This window comes from Micromonospora sp. NPDC093277 (assembly GCF_044765245.1).
Taxonomy (GTDB): domain Bacteria; phylum Actinomycetota; class Actinomycetes; order Mycobacteriales; family Micromonosporaceae; genus Micromonospora.
Genome location: NZ_JBIWJO010000022.1, coordinates 1 through 13,287, shown reverse-complemented (window position 1 = coordinate 13,287; position 13,287 = coordinate 1). Strand labels below are relative to the sequence as shown.

The 13,287-nt window shown below is 70.1% G+C and carries 14 protein-coding genes; 5 read left to right on the top strand and 9 right to left on the bottom strand.

The features are described 5' to 3' along the window. Nucleotides 1-18 precede the first annotated feature (18 nt). The 3 genes from ACIRG9_RS30260 to ACIRG9_RS30250 are packed head-to-tail and all read right to left on the bottom strand — an operon-like array spanning nt 19 to nt 2,568. Nucleotides 19-1,398: a hypothetical protein gene (locus ACIRG9_RS30260; RefSeq protein ID WP_402863487.1), complete on the bottom strand. Its 1,380-nt coding sequence runs from the start codon at nt 1,396-1,398 to the stop codon at nt 19-21. Next, a complete protein-coding gene (locus ACIRG9_RS30255) occupies nt 1,385-2,107 on the bottom strand; it encodes a hypothetical protein (RefSeq protein ID WP_402863484.1) in 723 nt (240 codons plus the stop codon). Before ACIRG9_RS30255 ends, ACIRG9_RS30260 begins: the two co-directional genes overlap by 14 nt. After that, entirely contained in the window at nt 2,104-2,568 is a 465-nt protein-coding gene (locus ACIRG9_RS30250; protein ID WP_402863482.1) for an amino acid--tRNA ligase-related protein, read from the bottom strand. Before ACIRG9_RS30250 ends, ACIRG9_RS30255 begins: the two co-directional genes overlap by 4 nt. 450 nt (nt 2,569-3,018) lie before the next feature. Here ACIRG9_RS30250 and ACIRG9_RS30245 point away from each other — a divergent pair, with 450 nt between their 5' ends. Further along, nucleotides 3,019-4,026, top strand: coding sequence for an RNA polymerase subunit sigma-70 (locus ACIRG9_RS30245; protein ID WP_402863479.1), 1,008 nt, complete (start codon nt 3,019-3,021; stop codon nt 4,024-4,026). Between the two features lie 208 nt (nt 4,027-4,234). Here ACIRG9_RS30245 and ACIRG9_RS30240 read toward each other — a convergent pair whose 3' ends face one another. From ACIRG9_RS30240 to ACIRG9_RS30230, 3 genes are all read right to left on the bottom strand, one after another. Then, complete coding sequence (locus tag ACIRG9_RS30240; protein ID WP_402863476.1) at nt 4,235-4,819, bottom strand: dihydrofolate reductase family protein; 585 nt, start codon at nt 4,817-4,819, stop codon at nt 4,235-4,237. Between the two features lie 244 nt (nt 4,820-5,063). Further along, entirely contained in the window at nt 5,064-5,789 is a 726-nt protein-coding gene (locus tag ACIRG9_RS30235; RefSeq protein WP_402863473.1) for an LPXTG cell wall anchor domain-containing protein, read from the bottom strand. A 174-nt stretch (nt 5,790-5,963) separates the two neighbouring features. After that, nucleotides 5,964-6,149: a hypothetical protein gene (locus tag ACIRG9_RS30230; RefSeq protein ID WP_402863470.1), complete on the bottom strand. Its 186-nt coding sequence runs from the start codon at nt 6,147-6,149 to the stop codon at nt 5,964-5,966. A 258-nt stretch (nt 6,150-6,407) separates the two neighbouring features. Between ACIRG9_RS30230 and ACIRG9_RS30225 the strand changes: the two genes are divergently transcribed. Continuing rightward, nucleotides 6,408-7,184, top strand: a complete 777-nt coding sequence (locus ACIRG9_RS30225; RefSeq protein ID WP_402863467.1) for an HAD-IIB family hydrolase — start codon at nt 6,408-6,410, stop codon at nt 7,182-7,184. A gap of 55 nt (nt 7,185-7,239) precedes the next feature. Here the strand turns inward: ACIRG9_RS30225 and ACIRG9_RS30220 are convergent, their stop codons facing one another. Next, entirely contained in the window at nt 7,240-8,088 is an 849-nt protein-coding gene (locus ACIRG9_RS30220) for an SDR family oxidoreductase (protein ID WP_402863464.1), read from the bottom strand. 123 nt (nt 8,089-8,211) lie between these two features. Between ACIRG9_RS30220 and ACIRG9_RS30215 the strand changes: the two genes are divergently transcribed. Both ACIRG9_RS30215 and ACIRG9_RS30210 read left to right on the top strand, forming a co-directional pair. Next, on the top strand, nt 8,212-8,565 hold the full coding sequence (locus ACIRG9_RS30215; RefSeq protein ID WP_402863461.1) for a winged helix-turn-helix transcriptional regulator: 354 nt from the start codon (nt 8,212-8,214) through the stop codon (nt 8,563-8,565). A 129-nt stretch (nt 8,566-8,694) separates the two neighbouring features. Further along, nucleotides 8,695-10,485 carry an adenylyl cyclase gene (locus ACIRG9_RS30210; protein WP_402863458.1) on the top strand — a complete coding sequence of 597 codons (1,791 nt, stop codon included), beginning with the start codon at nt 8,695-8,697 and terminating at the stop codon, nt 10,483-10,485. Between the two features lie 58 nt (nt 10,486-10,543). On the opposite strand, the gene ACIRG9_RS30205 is transcribed toward ACIRG9_RS30210, so the two are convergent. Next, on the bottom strand, nt 10,544-11,137 hold the full coding sequence (locus ACIRG9_RS30205) for a ClpP family protease (RefSeq protein ID WP_402863455.1): 594 nt from the start codon (nt 11,135-11,137) through the stop codon (nt 10,544-10,546). A gap of 132 nt (nt 11,138-11,269) precedes the next feature. After that, nucleotides 11,270-11,854 carry a helix-turn-helix domain-containing protein gene (locus tag ACIRG9_RS30200; RefSeq protein ID WP_402863452.1) on the bottom strand — a complete coding sequence of 195 codons (585 nt, stop codon included), beginning with the start codon at nt 11,852-11,854 and terminating at the stop codon, nt 11,270-11,272. A 143-nt stretch (nt 11,855-11,997) separates the two neighbouring features. On the opposite strand from ACIRG9_RS30200, the gene ACIRG9_RS30195 reads away from it, so the two are divergent. Further along, nucleotides 11,998-13,011: a potassium channel family protein gene (locus ACIRG9_RS30195; protein WP_402863449.1), complete on the top strand. Its 1,014-nt coding sequence runs from the start codon at nt 11,998-12,000 to the stop codon at nt 13,009-13,011. Nucleotides 13,012-13,287 lie beyond the last annotated feature (276 nt).

Genomic DNA, 13,287 nt, shown 5'->3' with positions numbered 1-13,287 from the left:
CCACGGGAACCGGTGGGGCTACTTCTCGCCCTTGATCTTGCGGCCGAAGAGGATCGTGTCGGGATTCGCTGCCCCGCAGGCCAGGCACACGCCGCCGGAGCCGCCGGCAGTCTCCGGGTAGAGACGGCCGATCAGGTCCACTCCGGCGTCGTCGGCGACCGAAATAGGGCAACTGCCGTGCCCGCACAGCGGCACCGCCGCCAGGACTCCGGAGCCGACCGTGGCGGCCACCTCGGTGAGGTCGGTGCACCGCACCGTCCAGCCGGTGGGCCGGTCCGCCCGCTCGGCCCGCATCCGCTCGTCGAGCCGGTCGAGGTCGGCCCGCATCGCGGAGAACGCGGCCGGGTGCTGGTCGACATGGTGGCTCGCCTGCGTGAAACGCTCCGTCCAGAGGTCTTTCCCGGTGGACTCGTCCAGGTGCAGGACGACCGGGCAGCCCAGGTCGGCCGCACGCTGTCGCCGGGCAGCCAGGTTCCGGCCGGTCATCGTCGCGGCGCGGATGCCGGCGGCGCCCGCTGCCTCATGCACGGCCGCCAGCCGCTCCGCGGAGGTGCTGCGGGACGGCAGCACCGCCACCTGCACCGGCGACAGTGCCGGCTGGTACACCGGGCCGTCCGCCGCCCAGGAATGCTGCACCAGCGCAAGCAGCAGCCGGCCGGAGAAGGCGAAGTTCAGCATCGTCAGCGGCTCGTCGCCCGCGCCGACGGCGAAGGCGTCGCTGAACCGTGAGCCCAGGTCGTACACCGAGGTCAGCATGGTGAGCTCGCCCCCGGGCAGCACGGTCACCAGCTCAAGCCGGCGGTCGGCGTACGACGAGCTCAGCGCTGCGGCGCTCAGCCGTTCGATGGCCAGCGTCGGCAGGCCCAGACCGGCGCAGACCGCACGCGGCATCCGGACCAGCCGGTCGATTTCGGGCCCGACGTCGCCGTGCAGGGCGACCTGCGCCTCGAAGAACGGCCAGACCAGGCGGTCCTTCCACAGCGGCCGCAATCCGCCGGTCTCGTGCCGTCCGACGGTCCGCACACAGATGATCCGCAGCGGCAGCGGGTCGCCGTCGGCGAGCCAGCGGGCGAATACCGTCGAGATCTGCGCCTCGATGGTGGGGGCGATGACATGCCAGCCGGTGCCGTCTGGGTGCTCCCCCATGTACAGGCGGCGCCGGAAGTCCTTGATCGCCTCGGCCTGCTGGTCGAAGGTCGTCTCGGCGACCAGCGACGGCATCGCCAGCTCCTCGAAGCCGGCGTCCTCGAACGCCGCCGAGAACCGGTCGAGCACCCGGTCGCAGAGCTCGAAGCCGTGCGGCAGCCAGGCGGACGAGCCGGCGATGGGGTAGCCGGCCACGATGATCTCGGCCCGCTCGAGGTCGGCGGAGGTCGGCTGGGCGCTAGCGGAGGACATCGGTGCTCCCGCCGAGCAGGGCGTACTGCGAGAGGTAGAAGAAGGTGACGTCTGCCCAGGCCATCCCGGATTTCCCCATGTGTCGAACGCCGGACTCCCTGCCACGCAGCGTGTGGCAGGTCGCCACCACGTACCCCGTCGACGGATCGAGGAGGGCCGCCGACGGTTGCGCGAAGGCCCACGGCAACTCCGTGCGACGGCTCGCGGCGCCAAGGTGAGCGCTGACCGACCCGAGGACGGTGAGCACCTCGTCGGCGGCGTCCGGATCGGAGATTGGCCGGCACACCAGGCCGTTGACGCAGACGACGTCCTCGACCCCGTACGGGCTCGCCTGGTCCCGGGGCAGCACCGCCGGCCCGGCCGACCAGTAGCCCAGCGGCAGCTCACGCCAGCTCCATTGCCGCCGGGTCAGCAGCGGCAGCCCTTGGGCGCACTGTCCGGCCGAGGCGTACCAGCCGCGGATGCGCTGGCTGCCGGCCGCGCGGACCGGCATCCGGCGTACCTCGCTGCTTCCGGCGTCCGGCAGGGCGGCCGTGACCGCGTCCGGGGCGACGACCGGGAGGTGGGTCTGCCGGATGCCCAGCGGCTCCAGTGCGGCGCGGACCACTCGCAGCGCGGCGCGGGCCCCGTGGGACCCGCCGCCGCGCAACAGGTGGTAGCCGGACAGTTCGTAGCGGGCGTCCGCCACGGGTATCGAGGTGTCGGTCATGGTTGCAACGAGACGCTGTTCAGAAGCGGCGCGACCTGCCGGTCGCGGATGGCCGACGCGTTCAGCACCCACATGAGCCATCGCTCGACGCCGAGTCCGAAGCCCGCGGTGCGCATCGGGCTGTGCTGCTTCATCTTCAGGTACCAGGCGCCGGTGTCGCTGAACCGGGAGACGTACTCCAGCGCGAATTGAATGGCGTCGGCGAGACATGTCTTCTGACCGAACAGGTCCACCGGTACCGGAAGTGAATCGCCGCCCGGTCCCATAGGGCTGGAAATGCTGTTCGCGGTGATCGGGAGAGGGGCGTTACGAGCCCGTCGTCTACCCCAGAAGAGGGTCGTCAGGACCGTGATCGGATCCTGGAGACCGGCGATGAGTTTGAAGCGGGGGGCGCCGATGATCGATAGGGATCGGGCCGGTGCGGAACGCCATGCACCGTGATGGTAATGAGACACGTCCATCCCCGTAGTTGACTGTCCGCATCGAACGGTAGATGTCCTGAGCCACGTCCAAATCGCTCCAATGTGGCCGTTCGGCCACTGACGGTACCTCCGGGATTCACTCGATGGGGAAGTCATAAAAAGTGCTAGACGGACATAGTGCCACACATTGGGTGAGATAAATCTCACAACGATCGAGCGCCGATGTGCGGCGAGCGGTGGAGTGCAGGTCGACTCATCGATCGAGCAATCGGTATCCGCTCACTGACCGCCGTCACGACCCGGTGAGTGTTCGGCGTGCTCACCACGCCCGGAGACGACTATCGGACGCGTGCGACAGCGCCGTAGAAGGCCACGTCCTCGACGGAGGGCCGCGGTCGCGGTGCGTCCGCCGCCCTTCACCGATCAGAATTCTTCCGCCACGTCGTCGGTTCTGGTAGCCCCCTCGCACCGGTGGAAGGATTGGTGACCATGACCGACGCTGGACCGCTGGGCGCTGACGAGGCCTCGTTCATCGCGGTGGTTCGCTCAGGCGATACGGCGCGGTTTGCGCTCATCACGGAGCGCCACCGGCGTGAGCTGCAGGTGCACTGCTACCGGATGCTTGCGAACTACGAGGACGCCCAGGACATGACGCAGGAGACGTTCCTGCGAGCGTGGAACAAGCGGGAGTCGTTCAAGGGCCACGCTGCGCTGCGGACCTGGCTGTACCGGATCGCGACGAACGTCTGCCTTGACTTCCTGGAGAAGCGCAATGACCGCACACCCGTACCGTCCGGGCTGTCGGACCCCGGCTCCGAAGTGCTGTACCTGCAGCCGTACCCCGACCGGATGCTCCCCGAGGACCCGCAGGAATCGGTGGTGGCGCGGGAGACGATCGAGCTGGCGTTCATCGTCGCCGTCCAGCACCTGCCGCCGCGGCAGCGGGCGGTGTTCATCCTGCGCGACGTCGTCGGCTGGCCGGCGTCGAAGGCCGCCGACGCCCTCGATCTGACCATCGCATCGGTGACCAGCGCGCTGCAGCGGGCGCGCGTGACGATGCGCGAGCAGCTGCCCGACCGCCGCCTCGACTGGCGGAGCCCCGCCGCCCACGAGCTGTCGAATGACGAGCGCGGCGTGGTGAGGTCATACATCGACGCCCATGAGCGCAACGACCTCGACGGGCTGATGTCCCTGCTGCGCGACGACCTGCGCTTCGTGATGCTGCCCGAGGCGGGCACCTCGGTCATCACGGCCAAGGACGCGGTGGACGGGTGGGTCTCCGGTGGGCTGTTCCAACCCGGCTACGACGACTGGCGCTGTATCGCCACGACGGTCAACCGAATGCCCGCCGCCGCGCTGTACCTCCGCACTCCTGACGACCCGGAGTACCGGTTGTTCAACATCGCGGTCCTGCACATCGTCGACGGGAAGATCGCCGAGCTCACCGGATTCGACGCCACCGACAAGCCATGGCTGGACCTGCTCCCGACACTGTGATCAGACAAGTCCCCGTCGTCGACGAGTCCAGCGCCACGGGCCGGCGTCACCGAAGTCACCGCGGAATGAGCACCCCGACCAGCTGAACACCAACGCGACAACGCGAACACCACCGCCCCGCCGGCGTTGCCGGCGGGGCAACTTGATGCCCGAAGAACGTCAGGACGGATTTCGACCCGGCCTCACGAACCGAGCAACCGGCCCGTGCTCATCGCCTCGTCTCGTATCGGGTCAGCACGACGCCGCCGGGAAATGTCCGCGTTTCCACGAGGTTCAGCTTCACCCAGCTGTCCAGCGCGGTGAAGAACGGCGTGCCGCCGCCCACCAGGACCGGCACGGTGACCAGCATGTACTCGTCGATCAGCCCGGCCCGCATGGCCGCCCCGGCGAGCGTCGCGCCGCCGATGTCCATCGGGCCGGCGTCCTCCGTCTTGAGCCGGGTGATCTCGGTGACCGCGTCGCCGGTGACCAGGCGGGTGTTCCAGTCGACCGTGCTGGTCGTCGAGGAGAACACCACCTTCGGCATGTCCCGCCAGCGGCGGGCGTACTCGATTTCCGCCTGTGTGGCGCCGGGCTGCTGGTCGGCGGTCGGCCAGTGGGAACTCATCGTCTCCCACAGCTTGCGCCCATACAGCGCCAGGCCCGTCGCCCCCACCCGGTCGGACCACCACTGGAACAGCTCGTCGCTCGGCGACGAGTCCGGTCCCTCACCGCCACTCCAGCCGAGATCGTCGCCGGGCGCGGCGATGTAGCCGTCCAGGGTCACGTTCATGCCGAAGGTCAGTTTCCGCATCATGCCAGCCTCTCGTAAGTCGGTCTCATACGTACAGACGGGCGCTGCGCGAAAACCTCATCGGTGCGCGCTGCTGGCAGACACAAGGTCACCGTGCAGGCATGGCCAGCCAACCGCGTCGGTTAGCCGGGGGCGCCAGGTCACACCCTTGATCAACGATCATGGGAGTTGCGACGAACCTTGCCGAGCACAGCGCTGATCGCGCCCGGCCCGACGAAGCATCGAGCCGGGCGCGTCGAGTGAGCTATGCCGAGAAGCGGGTACGGCGTCGGCGTCCGATCAGGTAGCTGGCGCCGCCGAGGAGCAGAAGCCCACCGCCGATGCCGGCCACGGTCGCGGTGTCGGCACCGGTCACGGGCAGCCCACCGCCCTCGCCGCCGGGGTTGTCCAGGCTGGCGGAGGAAGCAGGGGTCGGTGCAACGGTCGTCGCGGCGCTGGGCGTGGCGCTCGGCGTCGGTGTGGGAGACGCCGGCGTCGGTGTGGGCTGAGACGCGCAGTCAAGCGCACGTGCGTCGTACAGGCCGTTGTTCAGGTAAGCCAGGTAGGTATCGATGGCCGGGTCGTCGAGCACCTTTTGCGCGGCCGCCTGCACGTTGGTACCAGCGCCCGTCAACGTCCGGACCACCGAGATCCGCAGATCCGTTGCCCAGACCTTCAGCACGTCCGCCTTGAGGAATGCGCGGAGATCATCCGCGGTGCCCTTCAGCCGTTCCTGAATTGCGCCGGGCAAAACGGGCAACGAGTCGGCGTTTGCCGCGGCCAGGATCTGGGCGGTCAACACCCGCACCTCTTGGTCGGTGGCGGTATCCAGGTCGATGGTGACAAGCTCGCGGATATCCTTGTACACCTTGCGCTCGACCGTTTGGCAGGCCTCGTTCAGCCCGGGCGATTCAGTTTGAGCCACCGCCGGTGCCGCCGGAATCAGAAAGGCCAGCGCTATTAGGACGCCGGCTGGGATGTTCCATCGCATGTGGTTCTTCCTCCCCGCTGCAGACCAAAACGGAGATACTACCGTTAGTGGGGCCTACTGGCGGTCCCGCCTCGGCCGGGCGCTGCGCAGGCGGTGAAGCGCCCGGAGCCGCCGTTCGCAACGGTCCGTGCAGGGTGCGTCCAATGATCTTGAACGCTTGAGCGAGGCTGTTCGTCAGGTCAGATCCGTCCCACCGCTGCGAGGCAGGGTGCGTCCGTACTGAATCGCGAAGACGGTGCCTGCCACTGGTAGGAAGGCCACGGGCCAGCCGCCTACATGGACAAGAAGTGGAATCGCGAGGCCGTTGGTGATCAGCATGGCGAGGAGATAGAGGGCGAGGCGCAGCTCCCGAAGTGACATGCGTGGATATTATGGACGGGCGCGGACCGGGTGTGACTCAGGCCGGCCCCCATCGCCAGGGCGCGGCAAAGTCGCCTGACTGCCACGTCGTGATGCCGATCGGCCTCGACCCGTCTTCCGGGCACGGGCGACTCGATTCGCTGTTACCCTCCGCGATGAGGGGCTGCGCAGCGTGACGCTCGGGGTTCGCAGGCTGGCGGATGGTCACCGTCGGTACCCTGCAAGTTCTGGCCTGCCCGCGAGACATGGTGGTACCTGATGAACGATCTTCGAGTGGTGGCGTTCGACCTGGACGACACCCTGGCTGTCTCCAAGTCCCAGATCGATGGTCGGATGGCGGAACTCCTCGGCCACCTGCTGGGCGAGGTGGACGTCCTGATCATCTCCGGCGGCCGGCTCGAGCAGTTCGAGGCGCAGGTGCTGGACCACCTCGCCCTCACGGAGGAGCAGTTGCGGCGGCTGCACCTGATGCCGACCTGCGGCACCCGCTACCTGCGTTGGCAGGACGGCGACTGGCGGCTGATCTACGCCGAGGACCTGAGCGAGGCGGACAAGGCCCGCATCGTCGCGGCGCTCACCGAGTCGGCGAAGGCGCTCGACCTCTGGGAGACGAAGACCTGGGGGGACATCATCGAGGACCGGGGCAGCCAGATCACCTTCTCCGCGCTGGGCCAGTCCGCCCCGCCCGCCGAGAAGTACGGCTGGGACCCGGACGGCAGCAAGAAGCGGCGGCTCCGGGACGCGGTCGCCGAGAAGCTGCCCGACCTGGAGGTACGCGGCGGCGGCTCCACCTCGATCGACGTCACCCGCAAGGGCGTGGACAAGGCGTACGGCATGCGCAAGCTGCTGGAGTGCCTGGACCTGGAGCACGACAACGTGCTCTTCGTCGGTGACCGGCTGGACCACGGTGGCAACGACTACCCGGTCAAGGCGATGGGCATCCGGTGTCACGCCGTCACCTGCTGGCAGGACACGGCCGACTACGTGCAGGTGCTCGTTGACGACCTGGTCCGGCGGCACGCCCAGCGGGCATAACCGCCGAGCCCGGAGGCGGGGCCGGCGCGTGCCGGGACCCCGCCTTCCAGGTGCCTCAGAGCGCCGCGCGGATCGCCTCGGCGAGCGTGATCGCCCGGCGGCCGAGCAGCTTCGCCAGGTCGTCCCCGGCCACTTCCAGCTCGCCCTGGGCGAGGCCGCGGTCGCCGTCGGCGAGTACGGCCGCATACCCCTCCGGCAGGCCGGCCGCGACCAGCAGTTCGGTGTACTTGTCCACCGGCAGGTCGAGGTACGTCACGGTGTTGCCGCTCTGCCGGGAGAGCTCGGCGGCCATTTCGGTCATCGTGAACGGCGCGCCGCCCAGCTCGTACACCTGGTTGGTGTGGCCTTCGGTGGTGAGCACCACGGTGGCGGCCTCGGCGTAGTCGGCGCGGGTGGCCGCGCTGACCCGACCGTCACCCGCCGCGCCCGCGACCCCGTGCTGGAGGTACGTGGGGAGCTGGTCGGTGTAGTTCTCCAGGTACCAGCTGTTGCGCAGGAAAACGTGGGGCAGCCCGGCGTCCAGGATCAACTGTTCGGTGGCCTTGTGCTCGGCGGCGAGCACCAGGCTGGAGGTGTCTGCCTTGGGAATGCTGGTGTAGGCGACCAGCCCGATGCCGGCGGCCTTGGCGGCGGTGACGACGTTGCCGTGTTGCACCACGCGCCGGCCGACCTCGCTGCCGGAGACGAACATCAGCTGCTCCGCGCCGGCGAAGGCAGCCTGTAGCGATTCCGGGTCTTCGTAGTCGACGTGCTGGGTGGCCACTCCGCGTCCGGCGAGGCCGGCCAGCCGGTCGACGTCGCGGCCGACCGCCACGATCTGGTCGGCCGGTACGCCCCGGTCCAGCAGTGACGCGACGATCAGGCGACCGAGGTGGCCGGTGGCCCCGGTGACGACGATGGACATGGCAGCTCCCTGTGGTCGTTCGGTAGAACACTGTCATCGCACGGCAACGGGAACATCGGGGCTTTACTTCCCGTTGGAGAGTAGGCACCTTGAAGTTCGATACGCACTGAGAGAGAGTTAGTCGTGCAGGCGGACCCGTTCAACCGGAACTGCGGCAGTCGGAAGGTCCTCGACCGGATCGGCGACCGCTGGAGCGTGCTGGTCGTGCTCACCCTCGCCGACGGTGCCAGGCGCTACGGCGAGTTGGCCGGGCGGATCGACGGCATCAGCCAGAAGATGCTCACCCAGACCCTGCGTGGCCTGGAGCGCGACGGCATCGTGACCCGTTCCGTGCAGGCCAGCGTGCCGCCGCGGGTCGACTATGCGCTCACCGACCTCGGCCGCAGCCTGCTCGACCTGGTCGCCGGCCTGGAGGCGTGGGCCACCACCCACCTGGTCGAGGTGGAGGCCGCCCAGGCCCGCTACGACGCCCGCTGACGGTTCCGGAACCGGCGCGCGCCCTGGCGCGATCGACGTCGATGGGGTAGGAACAGGACGTCCGGCCAGGAGAGCGCTCTCACGCCCTTTCCTGGCCGATCCCTACCCCACCACCGACAGGGCAGGCAGATGAGACCACTCGACCCGTCCCGCCGTCGTTTCCTCACCGTCACCGCCGTCTCGGCCGCGTCGCTCACCGCCCTCGGGCTCCCGGCCCTGCCGGCCGCCGCCGCACCGCGCCGCGACGACAGCGCCGAGCCGGACTTCGGTCCCAACGTCTTCGTGTACGACCCGACCACCCCGGCCACCGAGATCCAGTCCACCCTGGACCGCCTCTTCGCCGCCCAGGAACACAACGAGATGGGCGCCGACCGGTACGCCGTGCTCTTCAAGCCCGGCCGGTACGAGATCGACGCGAAGCTCGGCTACTACACCACCGTCGCCGGCCTCGGCGCGCACCCGGACGACGTGGAGGTCCACGGCGCGGTCCGCGTCGTCGGCCAACCCGACCCGAACTCGGCGGCCGGGATCTCCGCCCTCACCAACTTCTGGCGCTCGGTCGAGAACCTCGCCGTCACCCCGACCGACTGGTCGAACCAGTGGGCGGTCTCCCAGGCGTCCCCGATGCGCCGGGTGCACATCAAGGGCATCCTCTGGCTGGAACCCGGCAACGGCGGCTACTCCAGCGGCGGCTACATCGCCGACTCCAAGGTGGACGGCATCACCATCAATGGCTCCCAGCAGCAGTGGCTGACCCGGGACAGCGAACTCGGCGGCGACTGGACCAACGGGGTGTGGAACCAGGTCTTCTCCGGGGTGATCGGCGCGCCCGCGCAGGGCTTCCCCGACCCGCCGTACACCACGCTGCCGACCAGCCCGGTCACCCGGGAGAAGCCGTACCTCCTCGTCGACGGCGCGGGCCGCTGGCGGGTGGCCGTACCCGGGCTGCGCCGCGACACCGCGGGCACCACCTGGGGCGCGGGCGTCCGGCCGGTGCCCTCGCTGCCACTGTCCGACTTCTTCATCGCCAAGCCGACCGACTCCGCGAAGCGGATCAACCAGGAGCTGTCCCAGGGGCGGCATCTGCTGCTCACCCCGGGCGTCTACCACCTGGACCGGGCGCTGCGGGTCAAGCACCCGGACACCGTCGTGCTCGGCCTCGGCATGCCCAGCCTCGCCCCGACCACCGGCGACGCGGCCCTGCGGATCGAGGACGTGGACGGCGTACGCGTCGCCGGGGTGCTGGTCGACGCCGGCCCGGTCGAGTCGGAGGTGCTGGTCGAGGTCGGCAAGCGCAACAGCCACCGCTCACACGCCACCAACCCGATCTCGCTCCAGGACGTCTTCTTCCGGATCGGCGGCCCGTACGCCGGCCGGGCCGTCACCAGCCTGGTGGTCAACAGCCGGCACACCCTGATCGACAACATCTGGGCCTGGCGCGGCGACCACGGCAAGCCGGGCACCATCGGCTGGACCGTCAACACCGCCGCGACCGGCGTGGTGGTCAACGGTGACGACGTGACTGCGTACGGGCTCTTCGTCGAGCACTACCAGCGGTGGCAGACCGTCTGGAACGGCGAGCGCGGGCGCACCGTCTTCTACCAGAGCGAGCTGCCGTACGACCCGCCGAGCCAGGCCGCCTGGCGCAGCCCGACCGGCCAGGGCTGGGCGTCGTACAAGGTCGCCGAGCACGTCCGCGAGCACGAGGCGTGGGGGCTCGGCGTCTACTCGTACTTCAACCAGAAGGTCGACATCCGCTGCGACCGGGCGATCGAGGCGCCCCGCCGGGCCGGGGTGCGCTTCCACGACGCGATCACCGTCTTCCTCGACGGCAGCGGCGGCATCGAGCGGACCGTCAACGAGGCCGGCACCCCGGTCGTCGGCTCGTACGGCACCAGCGCGGTGATCAGCTACCCGTGAGCCGAGCGCGGGCGGCCGGCGGGATCACCCCGCCGGCCGCCCGCTGGGTCCCCGACCGTCAGGCCGCAAGCTGCTCGGCGCTGGCGACGACCTGGTCGATCAGGCCGTACTCGCGGGCCTGCTCGGCGGTGAACCAGCGGTCCCGGTCCCAGTCGGTCTGGATCTCGCCCAGCGAGTGGCCGCTGTGCTGGGCGATCAGCTCCTGCATGGTCCGCTTCACGTGCAGCATGTTCTCCGCCTGGATGGTGATGTCGGCGACCGTGCCGCCGAATCCGCCGGACGGCTGGTGCATCATGATCCGCGAGTGGGGGAGCGCGAAACGCTTCCCGGCCGTGCCGGCACAGAGCAGGAACTGCCCCATCGAGCCGGCCATCCCGAGCGCCAGGGTCGCCACGTCGTTCTTGACGTACCGCATGGTGTCGTAGACGGCCATCCCGGCGCTGACCGAACCGCCCGGCGAGTTGATGTAGAGGAAGATGTCCCGCTCCGGGTCCTCGGCGGCGAGCAGCAGGATCTGTGCGCAGATCTGGTTGGCCGAGGCGTCGGTGACCTCGGTGCCGAGGAAGATGATGCGCTCCTTGAGCAGCCGCTCGAAGACCTGGTCGCCGAAGGACGGCTGCCCGCCGTCCAACATCCAGATGCCGTACCCCATGATCTGACCACCCTCCGTGCCGGTGGGCGACGGACGGCCCGGCAACCGGCGGTCTCCAGCCTCCGGCGGACGGCGGCCCGGGACCAGCACTTCTGCCCGCCGCAGATCTGCCGCGGGCAGAACCGGGCGGGCCTACGCGGCGGTCAGCCGGAGCCGGCCGGCCCGGGCCCGCCGCCGGGCCAGCGTGACCGAGGTACGCGGCCGGCGGCGCGCGGCCGGCGGGGACGGGATCAGCCAGATCCGGGTGCCGGTCCCGAAAACCGTCGGCGGCGCGTACCCGATCACGGGGCCCACCGGCGTCGGCGCGGTGGCGGGCTGCCGCAGCGACCCGCCGAGGAGCGGGGTCGGGGTGGTGGGACGCCGGGTGACGTGCAGCCGCGAGCCACCGCCGGCCCGTAGCTGCGGGCCGGTGCCCCTGCCCTGCCCCGCCGGCGCCCGGTCCAGCCGGGCCAGCGTCAGCCCGGCGGCCACCGGTGCCCGCCGTTCGACCCGGCGCAGCTCGTCGCGGGCCTCTTCCAGCAGGTCGGAGAGGTGGATGCCGAGCGCGCGGCAGATCGCCGCCAGCACCTCCGAGGAGGCCTCCTTGCGGCCCCGCTCCACCTCAGAGAGGTACGGCAGCGACACGCCGGCCGCCTGGGCGACCTCGCGCAGCGTCCGGCCCTGCCGCAGCCGTACCCGGCGGAGCACCCCGCCGATCACCCGTCGCAGCAACGACATGCGGGCCTCCTCGCGGTCGTCGTCCCGACCTCCCCATCATGCCCGTCCGGCCGCCGGGAAGGGAGCCTGGCCCGAGCGGTCGGGGAGCCGAACACGAGCTATCTTGTCCACGTGCAGGCGACGGTGGCGAGGCGAGGCCCACGGTGATCCATTTTCCGGCGCACCGGCGGGCCCCGTTGCGCGCCCTCAGTCTGCGCGTGCTCGCCGCCGTGGTCCTGGTCTTCGTCACGGTGGCGGTGGTCTGGCTCGACCGTGACGGCTACCACGACGCGAACGAGGACGGGATGACCCTCCTCGACTGCTTCTACTACGCGGTGGTCTCGCTCTCCACCACCGGCTACGGCGACGTCACCCCGGCCAGCCAGTCGGCCCGGCTGGCCAATGTCCTGTTCGTCACCCCAGCCCGGGTGATCTTCCTGATCATCCTGGTCGGCACCACCCTGGAAGTCCTGACCGACCAGTACCGGAACGGCCGGCGCCTGACGCAGTGGAGGAAGACCGTGAAGAACCACGTGATCATCTGCGGCTACGGCACCAAGGGCCGCAGTGCCGTCACCGCGCTGCTGGAGGACGGGCTGGACAAGTCCCGGATCGTGGTGGTGGAGCGGAACAGCACCGCGCTGCGGCAGGCCACCTCGGCCGGGCTGGTCACCGTCGAGGGTTCAGCCACCCGCTCGGCGGTGCTGGAGGAGGCACACGTACGGTCGGCCAAGGCGGTGATCATCGCGACCGACAGCGACGACTCGTCGGTGATGGTGGCGCTGACCGCCCGGCAGATCACCGCCGGCCAGGTCCGGATCATCGCCGCCGTCCGCGAGGCGGAGAACGCGCCGCTGCTCAAGCAGAGCGGCGCGCACCACGTGATCGTCTCCGCGGCGACCGCCGGCCGGCTGCTCGGCCTCTCCACCTCCGCCCCGCCGCTGATCGACGTGGTGGAGGACCTGCTCACCCCCGGGCAGGGCATGGCGCTGGCCATGCGCTCGGCCGAACGCGACGAGGTGGGCCGATCGCCGCGCGAGCTCGACTCGCTGGTCATCGCCCTGGTCCGTCGGGGCCGGGTGGTGACGCTCACCGACAAGGCCGGCGCGGAGATCGAGACCGGCGACATGCTCGTGTACGTGCGCGACGACCGCCCGCTGCCGGCCGCCACGGGCTGAGCGGCACGGGCTTCTCGGCGCTGACTCCGGACCTGCCCGGCCACGGAAGCGCTCCCGGGCCGTTCACCCTCGATCGGGCGGTCGCGGAGGTGACCGGCCTGCTCGACGACCAGCCCGGTCCGGCACACCTGTGCCACCTGGAGCAGCCGGAGCTGTTCTCCCGGACGAGCGAAGACTTCGTCCGGGAGAACGTTGCCTACACCTAGTCGATGGTCCAGGTGTCGCCGCTGGCGAGGAGGCCGGCGAGTTGTTGTTCGGGGGTGTCGTTGGTGCCTG